Consider the following 25,079-nt stretch of genomic DNA (forward strand, 5'->3'; position numbering starts at 1 on the left):
AAAATAATGATTACTCTACCTTACTTCACTCAGTAAAAGATCGAGAATGACCTTGATGGATTTTTCACAAAGGTTGCAACAGATTTCCGCGAATCCTGATGCATTGACTCAGATAGGACGTGGCCTCGAACGCGAAGCGCTACGTATTACCCCGGAAGGAACATTGTCTGCACAACCGCACCCGGCAGGATTGGGCTCGGCGCTCACCAACCAGTGGATCACCACCGATTTTGCAGAATCGCTGCTGGAATTTATTACCCCGGTGTCGCGCGATGTAGACAGTTTGTTGACGCAACTGAGTGATATCCATCAGTTTACCTACAGTAAGCTGGGCGAGGAAACGCTGTGGCCGATGTCGATGCCGTGTTTTGTCGGCAGCGAAGACGAGATCACCCTGGCTCAGTACGGCAGCTCCAACAGCGGCCGGATGAAAACCCTGTACCGCCAGGGGCTGAAACACCGTTACGGCAGTGTGATGCAGGTAATTTCGGGCGTTCACTTTAATTTCTCATTCCCGGATGCGTTCTGGGAGCAACTGTTTGGCGAACAAACGGCTGAAGCGCGCCAGGCCGCTGTCTCTGAGGCCTACTTTGGCCTGATCCGTAACTATTACCGCTTCGGCTGGTTGATCCCCTACCTGTTTGGGGCTTCCCCGGCCTTGTGTGGCTCGTTCCTGAACAACAGTGCTTCGGCCCTGAATTTTGAAAAAATCGGTTGTGGTACCCACTTCCTGCCGAACGCAACAGCGCTCCGGCTGAGCGATCTGGGTTACACCAACCATGAGCAAAGCTCGCTGAAAATTGGTTTTAACAGTCTGGCGCAATACCTGGAAGGTTTGCAGCGCGCGATCCGCTCCCCGTCGGAAGAGTTTGCCAAGATTGGGGTCAAGGTGGACGGTGAATACCGCCAGCTCAATGCCAACGTGCTGCAAATTGAGAATGAGCTGTACGCCCCGATCCGACCGAAACGGGTGGCGAAGTCGGGCGAGAAACCGTCCGAAGCCCTGGGCCGCGGCGGAGTCGAGTACATTGAAGTGCGCTCGCTGGATGTGAATCCGTTCAGCCCGATCGGGATCACCGAAGATCAGGTGCGTTTCCTGGATCTGTTCCTGACCTGGGCCGTGCTGTCGTCCTCGGATCCGATGGATGATGCCGAGCTGGCGTGCTGGCGGGATAACTGGAACCGGGTGGTTCTGGATGGCCGCAACCCGGATCTGCAACTGAAGATCGGGTGCAACGGGGAGCGTTTGTCGCTGCAGTCATGGGGGCTGCGAGTGTTCGCTGAACTGGGCCAGGTCGCAGAAGCGATGGATCAGGCCGCAGGGAGTGATCACTACCAGCAGACCGTCGCCCGCTTGAAAACCTGGATAGAAAATCCGGCGCTGACCCTGTCGGCACAGTTGCTGACGCAGATCAAACAGCAAGCTGGGATTGGGAATGTCGGCAAGGCACTGGCCCGCTCTCACGCGCAGGCGCTGAAAACACGCGACTTCCGATTCTATTCCGCTCAGGATTTTGAGCAGGAAGCGGCGGCTTCGGTGGCCAAGCAACGCGAGATTGAGCAGAGCGATCGCCAGTCGTTTGATGACTTCCTGGATACTTATTTCGATTACTTGAAATAACACGGCAGCGCCAGCCAGCGGTGCTGGCGCAAGGCGTGCAGCCCGATTGAACCGAATAAAAAAAGGGCAGCCATGGAGCTGCCCGGAAAATGAATTTCGCAGGGATGACGACAGCACGGCTGCCAGTCATAAGTTCTGACCGCCGCATTGCTGTTTGGTTCCCGTCAGGGGGACGAAATGACGCGCTTTTTGAGACAGGCCATCTTCGGTGGCTCGCTGGTCGTGTTGTTGGCCGGCTGTGCCACGCCACCACCCAAAGATCAGTCGAACCTATGTAACATTTTTCGCGCGCAACCGGACTGGTATGAAGCCGGGCTGGAGATGCAGGACACCTGGGGGACGCCGATTCAGGTAGCCATGGCCTTTATCAAGCAGGAAAGCAGTTTTCGCCATGATGCCCGGCCGCCCAAAGACTATCTGCTGGGCTTCATTCCCTGGGGACGGATCAGCAGCGCATACGGGTACGCCCAGGCGCAGGATCCGGCCTGGGCCGATTACCAGAAAGCCACCGGCAATGGTGGCTCCCGCACCGACTTTGCGGATTCGCTGATGTTTGTCGGCTGGTACACCCATGAAACCCAGCGCCAGCTGGGGGTGTCCAAATGGGATGCCTACAACCAGTACCTGGCTTATCATGAAGGGCGGGGTGGCTACCGGCGCGGCAGCTACCGCGCGAAACCGGGGGTGATGAAAGTCTCCCGCCGGGTGGATCAGCAAGCAAAGGACTATGGTTGGCAACTGAAGCAGTGCCGACAGGAATTGGAAGACAACCGTAGCTGGTGGCCGTTCTGAGCGAACAAACGCCGGAACAGCTAAGCTATGGAGAGCAGAATGACGATGGGCAAAGGAGAAGGAAATAATGCCATTACTCGATAGTTTTACGGTCGATCATACGCGCATGCACGCCCCGGCGGTCCGGGTCGCCAAAACCATGCAAACCCCGAAAGGCGATACCATTACGGTGTTTGATTTGCGTTTTTGCCGTCCGAATGCAGACATTCTCAGTGAGCGGGGGATCCACACGCTGGAGCACTTGTTTGCCGGGTTTATGCGTAATCACCTCAATTCGGATCAGGTGGAAATCATCGACATTTCGCCGATGGGCTGCCGGACCGGTTTCTACATGAGTCTGATCGGTGCGCCGAGTGAGCAGCAAGTCGCCGCGAGCTGGCAGGCGGCGATGGAAGATGTGTTGAAAGTCGAATCTCAAAACCAGATCCCGGAACTCAATGAGTACCAGTGCGGGACGTACAGCATGCACTCGCTGGACGAGGCGCAAGAGATTGCCAAGACGATTCTGGCGGCCGGAATTGATGTCAATAAGAATGACGAGCTGGCCTTGCCGGCATCCATGCTGCAAGAGCTGCGTGTGAAGTAAGGCTCGCCTCGCTCACCAGGCAGTCCAGGTTGCGAACATCCAGGTTGCGAACATAAAGAAGCCGGCGCATGCGCCGGCTTGTTTGATCTGGGAGTTAGGCGACCCGACTTTTCTTGGCGGTGGCCGGGGGCAGGACTTTGACCAGCTTGATCATATTGTCCGCGACTTCGACGATCTCCATTTGATGTCCGCTGACTTTAATGCTCAGGCGGCAGTCCGGAATGTCTTCGAGGTGTTCGAGGATCAGGCCATTGAGGGTCCGCGGACCGTCAGTGGGCAGATCCCAGTTCAGGCTCTTGTTTAGATCCCGGATATTGGCAGTCCCTTCAATCATCAGGCTGCCGTCAGCCTGCGGCTTGATTTCTTCCGCCAGGGTTGGGGTGATCGAGGTGGTAAACTCCCCGACGATTTCTTCAAGAATATCTTCCAGGGTGATCAGACCCTGAATATCACCGTACTCATCAACAATCAGGCCGATGCGCTGTTTATTGCGCTGGAATTTCAGCAACTGGATGTTGAGCGGCGTCCCTTCCGGGATGAAGTAGACTTCGTCGGAAGCCCGCAGCAGGTTTTCTTTACTGAAATCGTTCTTGTCCATCATCAGGCGGTAGGCTTCGCGTACCCGCAGCATCCCGACTACTTCGTCAATATTGTCGCGGTAGAGCACAATGCGCCCGTGGGCGGAATGGCTGAGCTGGCGGACGATGGATTTCCAGTCGTCATTGATGTTGATCCCGGCGATATCACTGCGCGGAACCATGAGGTCTTCGACGGTGACGTTTTCCAAATCGAGGATCGACAGCAGCATATCCTGGTGGCGGCGGGGGATCAGGCCGCCGGCTTCGTTGACCACCGTGCGGAGTTCATCAGAACTGAGTTTGGCATCATCCAGGGCATCGGTTTTCAGGCCGACGAGGCGGAGGAAGCCGTTGGTGATGCCGTTGACCAGCCAGACCAGCGGGTAGAGGAGTCGCATCAGAAACTGTAGGACGATACTGCTGGTATAGGAAACGCGTTCCGGGTAGAGGGCTGCGAGGGTTTTCGGGGTGACTTCGGCAAACACCAGGACCACTAAGGTCAGGACACCGGTTGCGATAGCCACCCCCATGTCACCGTAGAGCCGCATTCCGAGGATGGTTGCGATGGCGGAAGCCAGGATATTGACCAGGTTGTTGCCGATCAGGATCAGGCCGATCAGCCGATCCGGGCGCCCCAGCAGTTTTTCAACCCGCTTGGCCCCCCGGTGTCCCTGGTTGGCAAGATGTCGCAGCTTGTAGCGGTTGAGTGACATCATGCCGGTTTCAGAACCGGAGAAGTATCCGGAAATGACGAGAAGTAATATCAGGAGAGAGAATAAGACTCCCGTGGATATATCGTCCAAAAAGTTATGCCCTTAACGTTTCTGTTACAAATAATGTGTACCCGGAGCGGGTGGGTGTCAATTGAAAGATGGCTTTCATCTCGGCGTCAACCACCGATAATGATTTCTTTAACAAACCGGCTCCCGAAGTAAGCCAGTGTCAGCAGGAAAGCGCCGACCATGCTGAACCAGATCACCCGGCGTCCGCGCCAGCCTTTCTGATAATGTCCCCACAGCAGCACGCTGTAGACACACCAGGCCAGCAGTGACAGCACGGCTTTATGTAGTTTGCCCTGGGCCAGCATATCCTGGATGAAAATAAAACCTGTGATCAGGGTGAGGGTCAAGAGTGAATTTCCGACCAAAATGATCTTGAAAAGCTGTCGCTCGACCATCATTAAAGGGGGAATGTTCGGGTTGATCACCAGGCTCTTCTTCTTTTTCAGTTTGTGGTCGAGCCAGGCCAGCTGTATGGCATACAAGGTGGCAATCATCAGGGTGGAGTAGGAAAACAGCGCCAGGGAGATATGCAGCAGCACCTGCGGATGCGCTTCCAGATGGGTGATGAAGGTCCCGGGCAGCAAGGTGGCCGCAGACAGGTTAATGGCGGCAAAACTGTAAACCACCGGCAGCAGAAACCAGACCCGGATGCGCAAAATGGCCACCGTGGTCAGCAGGGCGATGATCAGACTAATCAGCGAGGCGACGTTTAGAATACTTAAGTTCTGGCCGACACCGCCGTGGATCAGGTCTTTCAGCAGCAGGATATGCAAGGCAATGGCCGCCAGTGCGGTCACGAAGACCGGTTTGGTCTTGATGCCGTTACTGTTGGTCAACCCAGGCACTACCAGCCCCAGGGCGAGGAAATATAAGCAAGCAGCCATGAAGGCTATCAACATATCCATAGTCGACTGAACAAGTTAAGGTGATTTGAACCCGCAATTATACCTGCTCAATGTCTCGCCGCCAATGTAATGGCGTCCGGAATCTGTGGCGAAGAACCCAGTTCGCAACTGAACTGAAAGTAAAGTCGCCGCCAGAACATGAAAGCAGGCGGTGGAATGCGGTATACTCACCAGATCTTGCAGATTTAGTTGCGTAACGAGCGAGTAGCACATGTTCGAAAATTTATCGGAGCGTTTATCGCGAACGCTTAAGAATATCAGCGGCCGCGGTCGCCTGACGGACGACAACATCAAGGATACGCTGCGTGAAGTACGTATGGCGTTACTCGAAGCCGATGTTGCGCTTCCTGTTGTCCGTGATTTCGTCAAGCGCGTAAAAGAGCGCGCGGTCGGCACGGAAGTGTCGAAAAGCCTGACGCCGGGTCAGGAATTTATCAAGATCGTTCAGGCTGAGCTTGAGCAGGTCATGGGCGAGTCGAATGAAGATTTGAACCTCGCCAGTCAGCCACCGGCGGTGATCCTGATGGCCGGCCTGCAGGGTGCCGGTAAAACCACCAGTGTGGGTAAGCTGGGTAAGTTGCTGAAAGAGCGCCAGAAGAAGAAGGTGCTGGTGGTGTCTGCCGACGTCTACCGTCCGGCGGCGATCAAACAGCTGGAAACTTTGGCCAGCGATGTTGGTATCGAGTTCTTCCCGTCGAGCCCGGATCAGAAGCCGGTCGATATCGCCAATGCGGCGGTCGATCATGCCAAACGTAAATTCTTTGATGTCCTGATTGTCGATACCGCCGGTCGCCTACACGTCGACGGCGAAATGATGGACGAAATCAAAGACGTGCATCGGGCGCTTAATCCGGTTGAAACCCTGTTCGTGGTCGATGCGATGACCGGTCAGGATGCGGCCAATACCGCCAAGGCCTTTGATGAAGCCCTGCCGCTGACCGGTGTGGTGCTGACTAAGGTGGATGGTGATGCCCGGGGCGGTGCTGCGCTGTCGGTCCGTCATATTACCGGCAAGCCGATCAAGTTCCTCGGTGTCGGTGAGAAAACGGATGCGCTGGAGCCGTTCCACCCGGATCGTGTGGCTTCCCGAATCCTCGGCATGGGCGACGTGCTGTCGCTGATCGAAGATCTGGAACGCAACGTCGACAAAGAACAAGCCGAGCAACTGGCGAAGAAATTCAAAGAGAAGAAAGGCTTCGACCTGGAAGACTTCCGTGGCCAGCTGCAGCAGATGAAAAAGATGGGCGGCATGATGGGCATGCTGGACAAGCTGCCAGGGATGTCGCAACTGCCGGAGAACGTCAAAGATCAGGTGGATGATAAGATGTTCGTCCAGATGGAAGCTATCATTAACTCGATGACGCCGGGCGAGCGTGAGCGTCCTGAGCTGATCAAGGGATCGCGCAAAAAGCGGATTGCCCTAGGTTCCGGCACCCAGGTACAGGATGTCAATCGCCTGTTGAAACAGTTTACCCAGATGCAGAAGATGATGAAGAAAATGCAGAAGGGTGGGATGAAGAACATGATGCGCAATATGAAAGGCATGATGCCGGGCGGCGGGATGTTCCCGGGCCGTTAAGGCATTCTTCAGTCGCTCAGGGTTATTTTACGTTTGCTGGTGAAAAATTAGCTAAAGCGGTTGCATTCGTCAGTTTTCGGAGTAAAATTCCCGAGCTTAATTTGGCACGGGCCCCGTTATTTTTTGGCGGGGCCAATTTAATTTACAGTAATGCAAAGAGGACGATATGGTAACCATTCGTTTGGCACGTCACGGCGCGAAAAAGCGTCCATTCTATCACATCGTTGTTGCTGACTCTCGCGCTGCACGCGACGGTCGTAACATTGAAAAAATTGGTTTCTTCAACCCAGTAGCGAAAGGTCAGGAAGAGCGTCTGCGTCTGGACCTGGACCGTGTTAATCACTGGGTAGGTCAAGGTGCAACTGTATCTGACCGCGCAGCGAAGCTAATCAAAGACGCTGCTAAAGCGGCTTAATTAGCCCTGTCTGGTAGCGGAAACGATGAGTTCAAGTAACCAAGACTATGTTGTTGTCGGTAAACTGGGTGCCTCCTACGGTATCAAGGGTTGGCTCAAAGTTTTTTCCTACACAGAACAAGCTGAAAGCATTTTTGATTATCAGCCTTGGCTTGTAAAGGTCAAGGGTGAGTGGCAGGCGCTCCATGTTGAATCATGGAAACGCCATGGTCAGGGTCTGGTCGCGAAGTTAGAGGGCCTGGACGTTCGCGAGGACGCTCAGATGTTCACGAACTGTGAAGTGGCAATACAGGCCGATCAACTACCAGCGCTGTCAGATGAAGAATTCTACTGGCGTGAGTTGTATGGCATGACAGTGGTGACAACCGAAGGTTACGACCTGGGGAAAGTCACTGACATCCTGGAAACAGGGTCCAACGACGTCCTGGTAGTGAAAGCCAACCTGAAAGATGCTTTCGGACAAAAGGAACGCTTAATCCCGTTCCTCGATGAGCAGGTCATCAAGTCGATTGATCGCACTGCTCAGCGGATCGAAGTTGACTGGGATCCTGGATTTTAATCCCCGGTAATAGGTGAACAAATGAAGGTAGGCATTATTAGCCTGTTTCCTGATATGTTTCATGCCATTACCAATTTTGGGGTGACAGGCCAGGCGGTAAAAAAAGGCCTTTTGTCGGTAGAAACGTGGAATCCCCGCGATTTTACTCATGACAAGCACCGGACGGTCGATGATCGACCTTACGGCGGCGGACCGGGCATGTTGATGATGGTGCAGCCTTTGCGCGATGCCATTCACGCAGCCAAGCAGTCTGTTGAAGGTCAGGCTAAAGTCATTTATCTCTCCCCTCAGGGCCGTAAGCTGGATCAAGCGGGTGTTGAGGAGCTGGCGCAGAATGAGAATCTGATTCTGATCTGCGGTCGCTATGAAGGGGTCGATGAGCGCATTATCCAACAAGAGGTAGACGAAGAATGGTCTATCGGGGATTTTGTGCTGACGGGCGGTGAATTGCCGGCCATGACGCTGGTTGACGCAGTGGTCCGGTTTGTACCGGGCGTACTGGGAGATTTTGCGTCGGCAGAAGAAGATTCTTTTGCCAATGGTCTGCTGGATTGTCCGCATTATACGCGTCCTGAAGTGTTGGACGGGCAGGAAGTCCCTAAGGTCTTACTGTCAGGCAACCACAAGGACATTAGCCGCTGGCGGTTGAAACAATCGCTGGGCCGAACCTGGCTGAGAAGACCAGAGCTCCTGGAAAACCTAGCTCTGACTGACGATCAGGAATTCTTGCTGGCGGAATTTATCCGCGAACATAAAGCAAGCAATTAATTTTATTAGTATCAGTTTATTCTAGGGTATATACCAATGAGTAATATCATCAAAGCTCTTGAGCAAGAGCAAATGAAACAAGACCTGCCAACGTTCGCACCAGGTGACACTGTTGTTGTTCAGGTTAAGGTTAAAGAAGGTGAGCGCTCACGTCTTCAGGCTTTTGAAGGTGTTGTAATCGCTAAGCGTAACCGTGGTCTACATTCTGCGTTCACTGTTCGTAAAATCTCGAACGGTGAAGGTGTTGAGCGTGCGTTCCAAACTCACTCTCCAGTTGTTGATAGCATTACTGTTAAACGTCGCGGTGCAGTACGTCGTGCCAAGCTGTACTACCTGCGTGACCGTTCTGGTAAAGCGGCTCGTATCAAAGAGAAGCTTGCTAAGTAATTCGTCGCGTAAGACGTTTAAAGGAAAGCCCGCCGATTCGGCGGGCTTTTTTTATCTGCTGTTTTATATCTGTCTGATTTGCCTGACTGTTTTCCGTCACTATTCCCCACGACCGTCATTCCCGGCAATGGCAAGAAAGCTCCGAGATACTGTCATCTGAATCATGTCGTTTGCTCAAGGATCAGTGCGTCTTGTTCATTGAATGACGCCTGCGAGCAGGCTGGTTTCCGAAGGGGGAGCCGGGGCACTTGTGATTTCCTCAGAGAGAGTTTATGTGGGGAAGGGACTGTGAGCGGGAAGAGATGCTGTTCAGGAAGGCTGCGGTTGGATGGGCATTCAGCGTGAGATGGTTAAACGCTCGGCGGCAAAGACACCCAGGAGTCTGCGTCGTGTTTTCGTTTGGGCCTGAAGCCGTCGTGGCGAAAGGACGTCGGATTGCGGTGTCTCGTCTGTCTGTCGGGTCAGCCGGAAAAGCGTAGGGCCGTATTAGTGTGGGGCTCAAAAAGCAGGGATAAAAAGAAACCAGCCGACGGGCTGGTTTCTGTGGATTGCGGGGCTGGTCGCGATTAAGCGGTTTCCAGCTTGCCCTTGGTTTCTTCTTCGTCGGCCAGGTCGGTTTCCCCTTTCCCTTTCGAGCGCTTGATGACGAATACGGTTGCTGCCAGGGCACCGATGATGCCGGCGATGGTCGAGATGTTCATCGGCAGGCCGAAGCCCAGCTGACTGTTGTTCAGGATGAAGCTGATACAGACCGTGGTCATGAAAATAGCCGGGATGGTGGTGATCCAGTGCAGCTTGTTATGGCGCAGCAGGTAAGCCGATGCGGTCCACAGCATCATCACCGCAGTGGTCTGGTTGGCAAAGCCGAAGTAGCGCCAAATCACCCCGAAGTCGACCTGAGTCAGGATACCGCCAATCACGAACAGTGGGACAGCCATCAGCAGGCGGTTGCGCAGGGATTTCTGCTCCATGTTGAAGTACTCGGCCAGGATCAGGCGGCTGGAGCGGAATGCGGTATCGCCTGAAGTGATTGGCAGAATGACCACACCCAGGAAGGCAATGATGCCGCCGAAGACACCCAGCAGACCGATAGAGGAGCTGTAAACCACGTTACCCGGACCACCGTTCTTCACTGCTTCAGACAGACCTTCCACAGAGCCGAAGAAAGAAAGCGCCAGGGCACACCAGATCAGGGCAATCACGCCTTCACCAATCATGGCACCGTAGAATACAAAGCGGCCGTTTTTCTCGTTTTCCATGCAGCGTGCCATCAGTGGCGACTGCGTGGCGTGGAAGCCGGAAATAGCACCACAGGCAATGGTGATGAACAGTGCAGGCCACAGCGGCAGATCGTTCGGGTTCATGTTGGTGAACATCTGGCTCATTTCATAGTCGCCCAGCAGCGTGTGCTCGCTGGAGAAACCAATCGCGGTGATCAGACCGACCGACATGAAGATCAGCAGGGCGCCGAACAGCGGATAGAAACGGCCGATGATTTTATCCACCGGGACAATGGTCGCGATGATGTAGTACGCGAAGATGATGCAGACCATCGTGGTCATCGACAGGCCAATGTCGGTTTGCTCGTTGACTAGGTTGGTGATCATCCCTGCTGGTGCAGAAACAAAAACCACACCAACCAGCAGCAACAGGACGATGGCGAAAATGTTCATGAAATGTTTGGCGCCATTGCCCAGGTAACGGCCGGAGATGGTCGGCACGGATGCGCCGCCGTTCCGTACGGACAGCATGCCGGAGAAGTAGTCGTGGACGGCACCGGCAAAGACACAACCCAGGACGATCCACAGCATGGCTGCCGGGCCGTACAGAGCCCCCATGATCGGGCCGAAGATCGGACCGACACCGGCGATGTTCAGGAGTTGTACCAGGTAGACTTTCTTGTTCGACATCGGCACATAGTCGACGCCGTCTTGTTTGCTGTAAGCCGGTGTCTGGCGGTTTTCGTTAATGCCGAACACTTTCTCGATAAATGCACCGTAGATGAAGTATCCACCTACCAGGGCTGCCACGCACATCAGGAACCAGGTCATAGGGTTGTCTCTCTTCCGATTGGACTGGGTTTGTTTTGCGACCAGGGCCCTGACTGCTTTGGGCGGGGACTCGCAAAACTTCTTTGATTAGCTGCCATGCTAACGCGCGTTAGGAAAGATGCACGCGCTAATCTGCTGAGTGGTTGTATGGCGAGATGAGCGGTCGGTATGCAGCTTGAGTGGTTTTGGCAAATACTGTCAGTGGACGGTATGCCAGGGTGAGCGGCGCTGAGCGATAGGAAGCGGATTCAGTCAGGATTCAGCCGGGCGGCTTATGGTAGTGCGGTGAATGGGTGAATGAGGAGAGCAAGGTGCTTCAATACATCTTTCGGATCAGTGTGATGGTGCTGCTGTTGAGTGGGTGTTCGGTGCTGACCACGCAGGCATCGCTGATGGCGGATGGAAATTGGTATCAGCTCGGCTTGAATCAGGGGCAACGGGGTGAGCAACCTGACGAGCAGAGCGGGTTGCAGGACCGGACACAGACGGTGAACGCTGCGCTGGTGGTTGATTATCCGGCTTATCGCCGCGGCTATCAAAAAGGGCTGGAATCGTACTGTTCGTTGGAGCAGATGCGCCAACTCGGATTGGAGCGGCGGATGGAGTGGGGTATTTGTGAATTTCGACGCCAGGACGGGCAACTGTACCAGAACTTCTGGCAGCAGGGTTTTGATCGCAGCCTGTCCGGCGCGGACGGCCGGTAGATCCCCGCCGGGATTGTCCGGATTAGCTCAGGCCGAAACGGTCTTTCAGCTCTTTGAGATAGCGGCGGCTGACCGGCACCTGGTGGCTGTGCTGGGTGGTGATCTCGGCCAGGCCGTTGTCCAGCAGCTTGATCTCGCGGATCGCCTGCGGGTGGATCAGGTACTGGCGGTGGCAGCGGATCAGCGGCGTTTTTTCTTCCAGGACTTTCAGGGTCAACTGGGTGCTGACCCGGTTGTCTTTAGTGACCACATGCACGCCGGCCAAATCACTGTAGGCGGTCTCGATCTCGGCCGGATCGAGCAGCAGGATCCGGTTGTGCCCGGAGCAGGGGATCAGTTCCAGCATCTCGCTCATTAGCGGGGAATAATCTGGGCTCTGGCATTCTTTCTTCAGCCGCTTGATGGTTTTCTCCAGCCGGCAGGTCTCGACCGGCTTGAGCAGGTAGTCGAAGGCATTATCCTCAAAGGCTTTGAGGGCGTACTCATCATAGGCGGTGACAAAGATCACCTTCGGCATGGTGTCGGGATCCAGCATGCTGAGCATTTCGATGCCGGTGATCTGCGGCATCTGAATATCGAGAAAAATCGCATCGGGTTTCAGGGCATTGATCTGTTTCAGCCCGTCAATGGCGTTACTGCACTCACCGATCACGTCCACTTCCCCGGTTTCTTGCAGTAAGTCGATCAGCTCTTCGCGGGCATATCGTTCGTCGTCAATGACAAGGGCCTTGATCATAATACGGAGTCTCCTTGTACCGATGGCAGGGCATCGGCCGGTAGTGTCAGGGTGGCTCGGGTCCAGGTTTGGGGCTGATAGGTCATGGTGAGCCCGTACTGACGGCCGAACATGTTTCTCAGTCGTTTATCGACTATTTTCATGCCCAGTCCGCTTTCTTCGCCAACCGGGGCATAGTTACCGGCATTGTCTTCGACTTCCAGGGTGATCCCTGCTTTAGTGCGGTAACCGTTGATTGCAATTTTACCATTTTCCAGCAGGGACGAGGTGCCGTGCTTGATCGCATTTTCGACCAGCGGCTGCAGGGTAAAGGTCGGCAACTTCAGGCCCAGCAGCGCCGGGTCGACGTTCACCGTCACGCTGAGTCGGTCGGAAAAACGCGCCAGCTCGATCTCCAGGTAGGCATTCACGTGCTGCAACTCCTCTTCCAGCGTGACCGTTTCAATGTTTTGCTTGAGATTACGGCGGAAAAACTGCGACAGATGCTGGATCAACTGGCGGGCTTTATCCGGATCGCGCCGCACCACGGAGTTAATGGTATTCAGGGCGTTGAACAGGAAATGCGGGTTCACCTGGGCCTGGAGAAGGCGTAGCTCGGCCTCGGTCAGCAACGCCTGCTGGCGGGCATAACGGCCGGTCAGGATCTGGTTCGACAGCAGCTTGGCAATTCCTTCGCCCAGCGTCAGGTTGACGGTCGAAAACAGTTTACGTTTTGGCTCGTAGAGCTTGATGGTACCCAGTACTTCCTGATTACCGCCAACCAGCGGGATCACCAGTGCCGAACCGAGCTTACACTTCTCATGCAGCGAGCACTGGTAGGGAATGTCATAGCCGTCGGCATAAATCAGCTCACAGCTGTCGATAGCTCGCTTGGTGTAGCCGGAAGAAATGGGTGTACCCGGCAGGTGGTGATCGTCGCCGATGCCGATGAACGCCATAATTTTCTCTCGATCGGTGATTGCCACCGCACCGACGCCGGTTTCCTCATAGACAATCTTGGCAATTTTCCGGGTGCTTTCCTCGTTAAACCCCTGGCTCAGGATCCCGACCGAGCGCTGGGCAATTTTCAGGGCCCGGCTGGAAAATGCGGCGGAGTATTTTTCATAAATGGTCTTTCTGTCCTGAATAATGCTCATAAACATCGCCGCGCCGAGCGAGTTGGCAATCACCATCGGCAGAGCAATGGCACTGACCAGATGCAGGGCTTTATCAAACGGCTCCGCTACCATCAGGATGATAAACATTTGCAGGATTTCCGCGACCAGAGTGATGGTAAACACGGTAAAGGGTCTGTAGATCTGATCCACCTGCCCACGGCGAACGAAGTAGCTGTGCATCAGGCCGCCAATTAGCCCTTCGACAGTGGTGGAAATCGCGCAGGCCACATCGGTAAAGCCGCCCATGCTGTAGCGATGGAGCCCCCCGGTCAGGCCGACGGCAAAGCCGACCACAGGTCCGCCCAGCAGGCCGCCCATCACCGCCCCGATCGCCCGGGTGTTGGCAATCGCATCTTCAATGTCGAGCCCGAAATAAGTGCCTAAAATACAGAAGAGGGAAAACAGCACATAGCATGAAAAGCGCTGGGACAGACGGCCGGACACCGTGGTGAGCGGCATAAACAGCGGGGTTTTGCTGAGTAAGTAAGCGATTACCAGATAGACGCTGAGTTGCTGTAAGAGGGAAAAGATCAATTCCATCGCGGTTGGCCGTGCAGGTGTGATGGGCGCTATAGTAACTGGCTTGCGGGTCAGCACCAAACACAATCAGGTGTAAATAAATATTTACGATTGGCTGTTTTTGTTTACACTCCCTTGCCACCAGTAGAACTCCCTTGCTATGGTGAAGTTATGGAACAGGGCTGCCCTGTTTAACGTCGTCTGATTATTACGTGTTTATTTAGATTTACAGGGAAGCCGAGATGCAAAGAGACCAGCTGAACAACATTCACATCCAAGATGAATCTGTCCTGATCACCCCGAAAGAATTAAAAGAAAAAATACCCGTCAGTGAGCAGGCGCTACAGTTTATCCGCCAGTCCCGCCAAACCATTGCCGATATTATTCATAAGCGGGATCACCGTTTGCTGGTGGTGTGCGGTCCGTGTTCGATTCATGATGTGGAAGCGGCCAAAAGCTACGCGATGAAGCTCAAGCAACTCTCTGAGGCGCTCAGTGACCAACTCTATATTGTCATGCGGGTGTACTTTGAAAAGCCGCGCACCACGGTGGGCTGGAAAGGGTTGATTAACGACCCGCACCTGGACGGTTCGTTTGAGGTGGAAGAAGGGCTGCATATTGCCCGCCAACTGCTGACTGACCTGGTCGAGATGGGGATCCCGCTGGCGACTGAAGCACTGGATCCAATCAGTCCGCAGTACCTGGGCGATCTGTTCAGCTGGGCGGCGATTGGTGCCCGGACCACCGAATCGCAAACCCACCGGGAAATGGCCAGTGGCCTGTCGATGCCGGTCGGATTCAAAAACGGGACTGACGGCAGCTTAGGCACAGCAATCAACGCGATGCAGGCTGCGGCATCGGGTCACCGCTTTATGGGGATCAACCGCGAAGGGCAGGTGGCACTGCTCAATACCCAGGGCAACCCGGATGGTCATGTGATCCTGCGCGGCGGCAAGCAAACCAACTACGACTCTGTATCCGTCAATGAGTGCGAAAACGAGATGATCGCGGCAGGTCTTTCGCCGTCCTTGATGGTAGACTGTAGCCACGCCAACTCGAAAAAAGACTACCGTCGCCAGCCGCTGGTGGCCGAAGATGTGATCCATCAGATCCGCGAAGGCAATACCTCGATTATCGGCCTGATGCTGGAAAGCCACCTCAATGAAGGCAGCCAGAGCGCCGATCTGCCACGCGAGGAGATGGCCTACGGGGTGTCGATCACCGATGCTTGTATCAGCTGGGAAATGACCGAGTCCCTGTTGCGCCATGCGCATCAGGAGCTGGTCCCCTTCCTGGCTGATCGCAACGCGGGATAAGACGATGTGCTGGCCCGCTTCGGAACTGAGGTGGACCGGTACTGAAAGGGGCCCGGCAAGTCGCTGTGACTGCTTTGGCAGAAAGAATTCGGATAGAAGAAATCATGGTTGCAGAGTTAACTAAATTAAGAGATCAAATTGACGAAGTTGATCAGCAGATGGTGGCGCTGCTCGCCCGCCGTCTGGCGCTGGTCGAAGAAGTCGGGCATGTCAAAAGTCAGCATGGCTTGCCGATTTACGCCCCGGATCGGGAAGCGGCGATGCTTGCTTCCCGGCGCCGGGAAGCGGAAAACCAAGGGGTGCCGCCGGATCTGATTGAAGATATCCTGCGTCGCACCATGCGCGAATCTTACGCTAGTGAAAATGACTCCGGCTTTAAATGTCTCAAGCCGGATCTGCGCCCGATCGTCGTGGTCGGTGGTCATGGTCAGCTCGGCGGGCTGTTCTGCCGCCTGTTTGAGCTGTCGGGCTACACGGTACGTAAACTGGGGAGCCAGGACTGGGATCGCGCCGACGAGTTGCTGTCTGATGCCGGGATGGTGGTGGTGTCGGTCCCCATCAACCTGACCGAGCAAGTGATCCGCAAACTCGATCACCTGCCGGAAGATTGTATTCTGGCAGATTTAACCTCGGTCAAAAGTGCGCCGTTACAAGCCATGTTGGAAGTGCACTCGGGGCCGGTGGTTGGCCTGCACCCGATGTTTGGGCCGGATATTGCCAGCCTGGCAAAACAGGTGGTGGCCTATTGTGACGGTCGAAATCCGGAGCGGTATCAGTGGCTGCTGGAGCAGATCCAGATCTGGGGGGCGACGCTCAACCGGATCAGCGCAATTGAGCATGATGAAGGCATGACCCTGATCCAGGCGCTGCGCCACTTTACCTCGTTTGCTTACGGGGTGCATCTGGCGGAAGAAGATCCCAAACTGGAGCAGTTATTGGCGCTGAGCTCGCCGATTTACCGGCTGGAGCTGGCGATGGTCGGCCGCTTGTTTGCCCAGGATGCCCAGCTGTATGCCGACATTATTATGTCTTCTCCGCAGAATCTGGCGATGATCAAACGTTTCCATCAACGGTTCGGAGAAGCCATTGCGATGCTGGAAGATAATGATAAGGCAGCGTTCAAGCAGGCCTTTCATCAGGTGGAAAGCTGGTTTGGAGATTATGCCCAGCATTTTTTAGCCGAGAGCCAGGGATTACTTAGACAGGCGAACGACGCAACGCACCGAACTTAAGCCAGAGCGATCTGGAGAAATTAAAAACGAGAGCTGCTGCTCTCGTTTTTTTATATGGGCAGAAGGCGTTACTCCGCTTCGATGTCGATTTCCGTCGGCTTGACGTTTTCGCTCGGGTAGCAGCCCAGCACTTTGATAAAGCGAGTCAATCGGGTCAGCTCTTCCAGCGCCTGCTGCATTACCTCAGACTTGAGATTCACTTCCACATCGACATAGAACATCTCTTCCCAAGGATTTCCGATCACCGGACGTGATTCCAGCTTGGTCATATTGATGTTGAGGTTGCGCAGGACCAGCAGACACTCGACCAGTGAACCGGCCGCCTGAGCGGTGGACATGATCAGGGTGGTTTTGGCCGGGATCAGGGTGGTGACGTCGACCGGCTTGCGGGCAACGACAATAAAACGGGTGTAGTTTTCCTGCTGGTTGGCGATGTTGGTTTTCAGCATCGTCAGGCCGTACAGCTCGCCGCTGGAGGCATTTCCAATAGCGGCCACATTGGGTAGTTTCAGCTCGGCGACTTTCTGCATTGCCTCTGCGGTGCTGGAGCAGTATTCCTGGGTAATGTTGCCCATGGTGTGCAGATATTCACTGCACTGCTGATGCGGTTGGGGATGCGAGTACAGGGTGTCAATCTGATCCAGGCTGGTGTCGACGGCGGTCAGTAAGCAATGCTCAATAGGCTGGGTGATCTCACCAACGATCGACAGGCTGGTATGCTGGAGCAGGTCGTATACCTCGTTAATCGAGCCGGAGCTGGTATTTTCGATCGGCAGTACCCCGTAATCGGCGTTCCCGGTTTCGACCACATTCACCACATCCCGGAACGTCGAGCAGCTGATCTCAACCAAACGGGTTTGTTTCTTGCTGAAATAATTGCGGCTGGCGAGGTTGGAGTAGGAGCCTTTGGCACCGAGGAAAGAGACCCGGGCAACTGGCTGCAGACTTTCCGGGTTGGTGAGCTTTTGCAGGTAGGCCTGCTGGAACAGGACAGAGTCTTCAATAATGGTGTGGAAAATCTGGGTGACATACTGAGCATCGAGTTGTTCTTGCTTGCCCCATTCGATCAGCTTGAGCAGCAATTCCTGCTCGCGGGCTTGATCCCGGACCGGTTTGGCGGTCTGGATTTTGCTTTTGGCAACTGCCAGGCTGAGCTGGCGTCGTTCAGCCAGCAGCTTGATAATTTCATGGTCGATGCGGCTGACATTGTCTCGGATGTCGTCCAGTGAATAAGTTTGCTCTGTCATTGTCTTTCCCTGTCTGAATGCGCCTGATACAAAAAAGCCTCCCGAGAAGGAGGCTGTCTGTTCGTCTTTCGCTTGTTTCTCGCGTCACGAATCGCCCCCGTTACGGTGACATAAAAAAGAAGCGAAAGAAAAACAGTTGAAATCGGCGCATGGTGTTGATGAGTTATCGTTCTATTTAGTGTGAATATGATTCCACAGTATTCAGCCACTCAGGGCTTGTCAAGCAGAAAGTAAACCGCCCTGCAAGGGCAGGGCGGTTTGAAATCCTCTCAGTTTGATTATGCTTCTTCTTGTTCTTCGACTTCAGCTTCAACCTCTGGTTTGTTGCTGTGGCTGGCACGGCGGGCTGCCGGTTTATGCGCTTGCTTGTTGAGCTGGCGTTCCAGCTTCTGGTAGGCCTCGGTAATGGCGCCGTACATATCGTCATGCTCTGCGGAGGCGACGATTTGTCCACCTGGAATAGCCGCTGAGGCTTCGATTTTAAACTGCTTGCCCGGCTCTGTGCTAATAGTCGCATTCTTACTGATGAGCGGGACTTGGTATTTTTCTAACTTTTTGAATTTAAATTCAATTCTTTCACGGATAGCAGGAGTGATGTCTAGGTTTTTGCCGGTAATATTTACTGTCATAATATTCTTTCCTCTTTTGCTACCCTTCGTTGGGTTAACTTCAGATTACTAAAATCAGGACTTAATAACGTGACATGGATCACGTTTGGGTGATTGCGATAATGTCCAGAAAAATTATGTGATCCGTCCTCATTTGTTGCAAAAATTTATGATGAAAACACTTGTCCGAGGGATGAAAACTGAGGCAGTATGAAACCAGGAAGAACGCTGGTGGCTGGTGCTGACTAGGGACCTAATTCGATTTATAACAATAAGTTGGATTGATTTTAACCAAGTGGGGTCAGCCCTGCTAGCGCGTAACAGCGTGCGCTGTTGTCTCTGGTTTCTTCATCGCTTTCTTCACAGTGCGCTTGCGCGATACCGCATCATAAAAAAACAGCAGCCTCAGGCTGCTGTTTTTGTTTTCGGTTGGCTTTTCTTGTTTTTACTGTGGATTCAGCGTCATCAGCTCGCGGGTATGTTCCAGCGGCTGTTGCAGGTTCAACTGCTGGTAGGCGGTTTCCATCAGCGCCAACGACTGGCGGGCTGCTTGGGTGTCCGGGTAGTGACGCTGCAGCTGTTGCGCCCGATTGATCGCGGCAACCCAGGCTTCACGGCGGATATAGTAGTCGGCAGCGGCCAGCTCATAATCGGCCAGTCGGTTTTTCAAAAAGACCATCCGTGCTTTGGCGTCGGCCGTATACAGGCTGCTCGGGTAGCGCTCCAGCAGACGTTTAAAGTCGCGGAAAGCACGGCGGGAAGGCTCCGGATCCCGGTCATGGCGATCGATATCGAACAGATCGTGCAGGAAGCTGCGATCCTGGGCCATATTGGTCAGGCCGCGCATGTACAGCACCCAGTCTGCCTTTTCATGCGCCGGATTCAATCGGTTAAAGCGGTCAATGGTGGCTTCGGCCAGCGCCAAATCATCATTTTTGTAGTACGCATAGATCAGATCCAGCTGAACCTGTTCAGAGTAGGCGCCAAACGGATAACGCGAGTCCAACGTTTCCAGCCGCTCAATGGCCGTGATCCAGCTGCCGCTTTGCAGCGCTTGCTGGGCGGTGGCGTAGAGTTCAGACGGTGGAATATCGGGCACAATTTCGTCAGTACTGGAACAGCCTGAAAGAAGAGTAACGGCAAGCAGAGTCGAGATTGTCAGGCGTTTCATTGTGTCGTCTGTTTCCTTGGTCAATTTATTTTCTGTGGATCCATTACGGACGGGGCCGTTAACAGATACAATGGCACTATTAAGTTATTTTACGCAGCGTTTGACGTTTAGTCCCACGCTTTTTGAAAAAGTTCGCGATGGCACAGCAAATAGAGTTAACAAATACGGTAAACGAGAGCCAGCTAGGACAACGCCTGGATCAGGCGCTGGCAGAATTATATCCGGATTACTCCCGTTCCCGGATCAAAGAGTGGATTCTGGATGGCAAGGTATCGGTTGACGGTGAAGTGGTCAAGAAACCACGGACCAAAATGATGGGGGGCGAGTCGCTCTTCGTTCAGGCCGAGATTGAAGATGAAGTCCGTTGGGAGGCCCAGGATATTCCGCTCAATATCGTCTACGAAGATGAGCATATCCTGGTGATCAACAAGCCGCGTGACTTTGTCGTTCATCCGGGGGCTGGTACCCCGGACGGGACGGTTCTGAACGCCCTGTTGCACCACTGTCCGGAGCTGGCTGAAGTGCCGCGGGCCGGGATTGTTCACCGTCTGGATAAAGACACGACGGGTCTGATGGTGGTGGCGAAAACCATCCAGGCGCAGACACGTCTGGTGCGTGCGTTGCAAAAACGCAAGATCACCCGCGAATATGAAGCCATTGCCATGGGCAGAATGACCGGTGGCGGGATTGTTGAAAAGCCGATTGGCCGTCATTCGACCAAACGTACCTGCATGGCAGTTCATGAGCTGGGGAAACCGGCGATCACGCATTACCGGGTGGCCGAGCATTACCGCGAGCACACCCGCATTGTTCTGCGCCTGGAAACCGGCCGGACGCACCAAATCCGGGTGCATATGGCCTATCTGTCACATCCGTTGGTGGGGGATGTCACCTATGGCGGTCGTCCGCGCCCGCCGCGCAATGCGTCGGATGAGCTGATCCAGGCACTGCGCGCGTTTGATCGTCAGGCGCTGCATGCACGTATGTTGCGTTTGGACCACCCGATCACCGGTGAGTTGATGGAGTGGCATGCGCCATTGCCGACCGATATGGTGGTGATGATGGATATTTTGCGCAAAGACAAAGAAGAGCATCCAGAGGACGACTACTAACATGTTCCTGACTCCCGACTGGCCGGCACCGGCGCATATCAAAGCGGTCTCGACCACCCGTGAAGGGGGGATCAGCCTGCCGCCGTATCAGGGATTGAACCTGGGCGCCCATGTCGGGGATCAGTCTGAGCATGTGGCGTCTAACCGAGAAGCACTGCGCCAGGCTTTAGATTTGGCCCGGTCGCCGGTCTGGCTCAATCAGATCCACAGCAACCGGGTGTTGACCCTGACGGCGTCGACTTCGGCCTTGCAGGACGCGGACGGGAGCTATACCCAAACCCCCGGACTGGCCTGTACGGTGATGACGGCAGATTGTCTGCCGGTGTTGCTGTGCGATCAGGACGGGACTCAGGTGGCGGCTGTGCATGCCGGTTGGCGCGGGCTGGCGGATGGTATTCTTGAAGCGGCCCTGACGAAATTTACGGGGCCGGGCGAGACGATTCTGGCCTGGCTGGGGCCGGCGATTGGACCTACTGCTTTTGAAGTCGGCGGTGAAGTGCGTGCGCAGTTTATGGCGGTGATGCCGGAAGCAGAAGCTGCGTTTCAGCCGCAGGGCGAGAAATGGCTGGCTGATTTATACCTGTTGGCCCGTCAGCGACTGGCGCGTGCCGGGGTTCACCAGATTTTTGGTGGCGATCAGTGTACCTATAGCCAGCCGGAAGAGTACTTTTCCTACCGCCGCGACGGCGTCACCGGCCGTCAGGCTAGTTTGATCTGGATTGAACCGTCGTAATGCTTGCCAGGCTCAGGCCTGGCATTGCGTGATCATCAGTTGTGTCTGACAGATGACTTTCAATCGCTGAGCTGAAAGGCTGATCCGGCCAGGCTCCCCTGAAGAACTTCCACTTTTCTTTTCACGATGCTCCCGACGCTGATGCCGGGGGCAAAGTGTACCACCGACACCAGCGTCACCTGACCATTCAATGCTTCTGAACACCGGCTTACTTGCGAGGGGACTCACGCCGGGGATGAAGCGCGATGCAGGCTGACACCTTTGGTGTTCAATCTGACGCATTTCTCTGCGTGAAAAACTTGAAAATGTCGGCTTCGGCAACCATATCAATGATTGTAATTAGACAATGATAGGGGGCCACATGCGTCTTGACCGATTTACTAGCAAATTCCAGATGGCTATCTCTGATGCTCAATCGTTAGCATTGGGGCGAGACCATCAGTATATCGAGCCGACTCACTTGATGTTGGCCTTGCTGAACCAGGATGGTAGTACGATTCGACCGTTACTGACGATCCTGGATATTGATGTCTCCCAGCTTCGTTCCAGCTTGTCCGAGCAACTCGATCGCCTGCCGAAAGTGAGCGGCATCGGCGGGGATGTTCAGTTATCCCATGGCATGGGTATGCTGCTGAATATGTGTGACAAGCTGGCACAAAAGCGTAAAGACAAATTCATTTCATCTGAGCTGTTTATTCTGGCAGCGGTGGATGATAAAGGCCCGTTGGGGCAGTTGCTCAAGCAGATGGGCCTGACGGCAAATAAAGTTGAAAAAGCCATTGAGCAAGTGCGTGGTGGTCAGAACGTTGATGATCCGAATGCAGAAGATAACCGCCAGGCACTCAAGAAATATACGATTGACCTGACAGAGCGGGCCGAGCAGGGCAAGCTGGATCCGGTGATTGGCCGGGATGATGAGATCCGCCGCACCATCCAGGTGTTACAGCGCCGGACCAAGAACAACCCGGTGCTGATCGGTGAACCGGGGGTCGGGAAGACAGCCATTGTTGAAGGGTTGGCACAGCGGATTGTTAACGGCGAGGTTCCGGAAGGGCTGCGTCACAAGCGAGTGCTGTCGCTGGATATGGGCGCCCTGATTGCCGGGGCCAAATATCGCGGTGAATTTGAAGAGCGCCTCAAAGCGGTGCTCAATGAGCTGGCCCAGGAAGAAGGGAGTGTCATCCTCTTTGTCGATGAGCTGCACACCATGGTTGGTGCCGGGAAAGGCGAAGGGGCCATGGATGCCGGGAATATGCTCAAGCCGGCTTTGGCGCGGGGTGAATTGCACTGCGTCGGTGCCACCACCCTGGATGAATACCGTCAGTACGTTGAAAAAGACGCCGCACTCGAGCGTCGTTTCCAGAAAGTGCTGGTGGAAGAGCCGACGGTCGAAGATACCGTAGCGATCCTGCGAGGCCTGAAAGAGCGCTACGAGCTGCACCACCATGTAGAAATTACTGACCCGGCCATCGTCGCCGCGGCCAGCCTGTCCCACCGATATGTGTCGGATCGTCAGCTGCCGGATAAGGCGATTGACCTGATCGATGAGGCAGCGTCCAGCATCCGGATGCAAATTGATTCCAAGCCGGAATCACTTGATCGCCTCGAGCGTCGGATTGTTCAGCTCAAGATTGAACAGCAGGCGATGGAAAAAGAGAGCGACGAGGCCAGTAAGAAGCGTTTGAGTGACTTGCGTGAAGAGCTGGGCAGCAAAGAGCGTGAATATGCTGAACTGGAAGAAGTGTGGAATGCCGAAAAAGCAGCCCTCTCGGGGACGCAGCATATCAAGTCAGAACTGGAGCAGGCGCGGACGGATATGGAAGTGGCGCGCCGTGCCGGGGATTTAAACCGGATGTCGGAATTGCAGTATGGCAAAATCCCGGCTTTGGAAAAACAGCTGGACTTAGCCACGCAGGCGGAAATGCAGGAGATGAGCCTGCTGAAGAACCGGGTCACCGATGCTGAAATCGCAGAAGTATTGTCGCGTCAGACCGGGATCCCGGTGGCAAAAATGCTGGAAGGGGAGCGGGAGAAACTGCTTCGCATGGAAGAGGCATTACACAAACGGGTGATTGGTCAGAACGAAGCTGTGGATGCGGTAGCGAATGCAATTCGCCGTAGCCGGGCCGGACTGTCGGATCCGAATCGTCCGATTGGCTCATTCCTGTTCCTCGGCCCGACTGGGGTCGGGAAAACCGAACTGTGTAAAACTCTAGCGAACTTTATGTTCGACAGTGATGATGCCATGGTCCGTATTGATATGTCGGAATTTATGGAGAAACACTCGGTTGCTCGTCTGGTGGGGGCACCTCCGGGCTATGTCGGCTATGAGGAAGGGGGCTACCTGACCGAAGCGGTTCGCCGCAAGCCGTACTCTGTGATTCTGCTAGATGAAGTGGAAAAAGCACATCCGGACGTGTTCAACATTCTGCTTCAGGTACTGGATGACGGTCGCCTGACCGATGGCCAGGGCAGAACGGTCGATTTTCGTAATACCGTGGTGATTATGACCTCGAACCTGGGGTCGGATCGGATCCAGGAACACTTCGGCGAGCTGGATTATGACGGGATGAAGCAAACGGTGATGGAAGTGGTCAACCATCATTTCCGCCCTGAGTTCATTAACCGGGTCGATGAAACTGTGGTCTTCCATCCATTAGGCGAAGCGCATATCAAGAATATCGCCTCAATCCAGATGGAGCGTTTGGTGAAACGTCTGCAAGAACGCGATTACGTGCTGGAGGTGAAAGACAGTGCGCTGGAGCTGATTGCTGAAGCAGGGTTTGATCCGGTGTATGGTGCCCGTCCGCTGAAACGTGCGATTCAGCATTATCTGGAGAACCCGCTGGCGCAGGACATCCTGTCGGGCAAGTTTGAGCCGGGTAAGGCCATCGCGGTCACGGCTGAAGACGGTAAGATTGTCGCGAAGCAGTGATGAGCCATTAAAATTCCCTGAAATCGAAAGCCCTCACTTGAATAGAGTGGGGGCTTTTTATATGAGAGATCTTTTCATATAGGAGAGCTTTGGTCCGCCCTGTTTATTCCGAAACATCTGATTTGGCAGCCAATGGACAATGCGAGCGGTGTAAAAATGCACTTCAATACTTGTTTTTGGTTAACATTTGTTCGCTTGATTGTATTTGATGATAATTTTTTAAAAAGCCACTTGCCAATACGATCCAAGTCTCTATAATTGCGCCTCACTGACACGGAGCGCGGCGAGATAAGCCAGCAACGTGAAAGAAAAGTTCTTTAACAATTTGACCATGCAATCTGTGTGGGCACTCGTGAAATGATAGTCAAAAAGATTTATCAGTGAACTGAGTGACCAAATTGATACTTCGGTATCAGCACAGTCAATTTATTTTTGCTTCTGCTTTTTCTTAAAAAGCGGAAACAAGAAATCAGTAATCACTGAGCCGTTTCTTCGGAAACACCAAAACTTTAATTGAAGAGTTTGATCATGGCTCAGATTGAACGCTGGCGGCAGGCCTAACACATGCAAGTCGAGCGGCAGCGAC

At 54.2% G+C, this 25,079-nt stretch carries 22 protein-coding genes, 1 rRNA gene and 1 other annotated feature; of the genes, 15 read left to right on the forward strand and 8 right to left on the reverse strand.

What is annotated here, in order from left to right; genetic code table 11:
* Window positions 1-55 precede the first annotated feature (55 nt).
* The 3 genes from gshA to luxS all read left to right on the forward strand — a co-directional run bounded on the left by gshA (window position 56) and on the right by luxS (window position 2,999).
* The gene (gene gshA / locus VV869_RS08995; protein ID WP_337734648.1) at window positions 56-1,621 is read left to right on the forward strand and encodes a glutamate--cysteine ligase; all 1,566 of its coding nucleotides are present in this window, start codon (window positions 56-58) and stop codon (window positions 1,619-1,621) included.
* Window positions 1,622-1,798: 177 nt separating this feature from the next.
* A complete protein-coding gene (locus VV869_RS09000; RefSeq protein ID WP_337734619.1) occupies window positions 1,799-2,413 on the forward strand; it encodes a transglycosylase SLT domain-containing protein in 615 nt (204 codons plus the stop codon).
* 67 nt (window positions 2,414-2,480) lie between these two features.
* Window positions 2,481-2,999, forward strand: coding sequence for an S-ribosylhomocysteine lyase (luxS, locus tag VV869_RS09005; protein WP_337734620.1), 519 nt, complete (start codon window positions 2,481-2,483; stop codon window positions 2,997-2,999).
* Window positions 3,000-3,093: 94 nt separating this feature from the next.
* On the opposite strand, the gene VV869_RS09010 is transcribed toward luxS, so the two are convergent.
* Together VV869_RS09010 and VV869_RS09015 are read right to left on the reverse strand one after the other, a co-directional pair.
* Window positions 3,094-4,380 carry an HlyC/CorC family transporter gene (locus VV869_RS09010; protein WP_337734621.1) on the reverse strand — a complete coding sequence of 429 codons (1,287 nt, stop codon included), beginning with the start codon at window positions 4,378-4,380 and terminating at the stop codon, window positions 3,094-3,096.
* A gap of 86 nt (window positions 4,381-4,466) precedes the next feature.
* The gene (locus VV869_RS09015; protein ID WP_337734622.1) at window positions 4,467-5,264 is read right to left on the reverse strand and encodes a cytochrome C assembly family protein; all 798 of its coding nucleotides are present in this window, start codon (window positions 5,262-5,264) and stop codon (window positions 4,467-4,469) included.
* A gap of 211 nt (window positions 5,265-5,475) precedes the next feature.
* Here VV869_RS09015 and ffh point away from each other — a divergent pair, with 211 nt between their 5' ends.
* The 5 genes from ffh to rplS all read left to right on the forward strand — a co-directional run bounded on the left by ffh (window position 5,476) and on the right by rplS (window position 8,972).
* A complete protein-coding gene (gene ffh / locus VV869_RS09020) occupies window positions 5,476-6,843 on the forward strand; it encodes a signal recognition particle protein (RefSeq protein WP_337734623.1) in 1,368 nt (455 codons plus the stop codon).
* A 166-nt stretch (window positions 6,844-7,009) separates the two neighbouring features.
* Window positions 7,010-7,258 (forward strand): 30S ribosomal protein S16, encoded by a 249-nt coding sequence (gene rpsP / locus VV869_RS09025; RefSeq protein ID WP_255389525.1) that lies wholly within the window; start codon window positions 7,010-7,012, stop codon window positions 7,256-7,258.
* Between the two features lie 25 nt (window positions 7,259-7,283).
* Window positions 7,284-7,817 carry a ribosome maturation factor RimM gene (gene rimM / locus VV869_RS09030; protein WP_337734624.1) on the forward strand — a complete coding sequence of 178 codons (534 nt, stop codon included), beginning with the start codon at window positions 7,284-7,286 and terminating at the stop codon, window positions 7,815-7,817.
* Between the two features lie 21 nt (window positions 7,818-7,838).
* A complete protein-coding gene (trmD, locus tag VV869_RS09035; protein ID WP_337734625.1) occupies window positions 7,839-8,585 on the forward strand; it encodes a tRNA (guanosine(37)-N1)-methyltransferase TrmD in 747 nt (248 codons plus the stop codon).
* A gap of 36 nt (window positions 8,586-8,621) precedes the next feature.
* Window positions 8,622-8,972, forward strand: a complete 351-nt coding sequence (gene rplS / locus VV869_RS09040; RefSeq protein WP_337734626.1) for a 50S ribosomal protein L19 — start codon at window positions 8,622-8,624, stop codon at window positions 8,970-8,972.
* A gap of 566 nt (window positions 8,973-9,538) precedes the next feature.
* Here rplS and VV869_RS09045 read toward each other — a convergent pair.
* Window positions 9,539-11,023, reverse strand: coding sequence for a carbon starvation CstA family protein (locus tag VV869_RS09045; RefSeq protein ID WP_337734627.1), 1,485 nt, complete (start codon window positions 11,021-11,023; stop codon window positions 9,539-9,541).
* 311 nt (window positions 11,024-11,334) lie between these two features.
* Between VV869_RS09045 and VV869_RS09050 the strand changes: the two genes are divergently transcribed.
* Window positions 11,335-11,727 carry a DUF2799 domain-containing protein gene (locus VV869_RS09050; protein WP_337734628.1) on the forward strand — a complete coding sequence of 131 codons (393 nt, stop codon included), beginning with the start codon at window positions 11,335-11,337 and terminating at the stop codon, window positions 11,725-11,727.
* Window positions 11,728-11,749: 22 nt separating this feature from the next.
* On the opposite strand, the gene btsR is transcribed toward VV869_RS09050, so the two are convergent.
* The gene (btsR, locus tag VV869_RS09055; protein ID WP_337734629.1) at window positions 11,750-12,463 is read right to left on the reverse strand and encodes a two-component system response regulator BtsR; all 714 of its coding nucleotides are present in this window, start codon (window positions 12,461-12,463) and stop codon (window positions 11,750-11,752) included.
* A complete protein-coding gene (locus tag VV869_RS09060; protein ID WP_337734630.1) occupies window positions 12,460-14,160 on the reverse strand; it encodes a sensor histidine kinase in 1,701 nt (566 codons plus the stop codon). The genes btsR and VV869_RS09060 overlap by 4 nt, the downstream gene beginning before the upstream one ends.
* Window positions 14,161-14,381: 221 nt before the next feature.
* On the opposite strand from VV869_RS09060, the gene VV869_RS09065 reads away from it, so the two are divergent.
* On the forward strand, window positions 14,382-15,455 hold the full coding sequence (locus VV869_RS09065; RefSeq protein ID WP_337734631.1) for a 3-deoxy-7-phosphoheptulonate synthase: 1,074 nt from the start codon (window positions 14,382-14,384) through the stop codon (window positions 15,453-15,455).
* 104 nt (window positions 15,456-15,559) lie between these two features.
* Entirely contained in the window at window positions 15,560-16,687 is a 1,128-nt protein-coding gene (gene tyrA, locus VV869_RS09070) for a bifunctional chorismate mutase/prephenate dehydrogenase (protein WP_337734632.1), read from the forward strand.
* A gap of 68 nt (window positions 16,688-16,755) precedes the next feature.
* Here the strand turns inward: tyrA and pheA are convergent, their stop codons facing one another.
* The 3 genes from pheA to bamD form a co-directional block, all read right to left on the reverse strand.
* Entirely contained in the window at window positions 16,756-17,934 is a 1,179-nt protein-coding gene (gene pheA / locus VV869_RS09075; protein ID WP_337734633.1) for a prephenate dehydratase, read from the reverse strand.
* 27 nt (window positions 17,935-17,961) lie between these two features.
* Window positions 17,962-18,081, reverse strand: a sequence feature (Phe leader region).
* Window positions 18,082-18,212: 131 nt separating this feature from the next.
* Complete coding sequence (hpf, locus tag VV869_RS09080) at window positions 18,213-18,563, reverse strand: ribosome hibernation-promoting factor, HPF/YfiA family (RefSeq protein ID WP_337734634.1); 351 nt, start codon at window positions 18,561-18,563, stop codon at window positions 18,213-18,215.
* A 424-nt stretch (window positions 18,564-18,987) separates the two neighbouring features.
* Window positions 18,988-19,713 carry an outer membrane protein assembly factor BamD gene (gene bamD / locus VV869_RS09085; protein ID WP_337734635.1) on the reverse strand — a complete coding sequence of 242 codons (726 nt, stop codon included), beginning with the start codon at window positions 19,711-19,713 and terminating at the stop codon, window positions 18,988-18,990.
* A 137-nt stretch (window positions 19,714-19,850) separates the two neighbouring features.
* Between bamD and rluD the strand changes: the two genes are divergently transcribed.
* From rluD to VV869_RS09105, 4 genes are all read left to right on the forward strand, one after another.
* The gene (rluD, locus tag VV869_RS09090) at window positions 19,851-20,825 is read left to right on the forward strand and encodes a 23S rRNA pseudouridine(1911/1915/1917) synthase RluD (RefSeq protein ID WP_337734636.1); all 975 of its coding nucleotides are present in this window, start codon (window positions 19,851-19,853) and stop codon (window positions 20,823-20,825) included.
* 1 nt (window position 20,826) lies between these two features.
* Window positions 20,827-21,558 carry a peptidoglycan editing factor PgeF gene (gene pgeF, locus VV869_RS09095; protein WP_337734637.1) on the forward strand — a complete coding sequence of 244 codons (732 nt, stop codon included), beginning with the start codon at window positions 20,827-20,829 and terminating at the stop codon, window positions 21,556-21,558.
* Between the two features lie 361 nt (window positions 21,559-21,919).
* Window positions 21,920-24,493 (forward strand): ATP-dependent chaperone ClpB, encoded by a 2,574-nt coding sequence (clpB, locus tag VV869_RS09100; RefSeq protein WP_337734638.1) that lies wholly within the window; start codon window positions 21,920-21,922, stop codon window positions 24,491-24,493.
* Between the two features lie 510 nt (window positions 24,494-25,003).
* Window positions 25,004-25,079, forward strand: a 16S ribosomal RNA gene (locus tag VV869_RS09105); the annotation flags it as partial.

This window comes from Photobacterium sp. MCCC 1A19761, from assembly GCF_037389125.1.
Lineage (GTDB): Bacteria > Pseudomonadota > Gammaproteobacteria > Enterobacterales > Vibrionaceae > Photobacterium.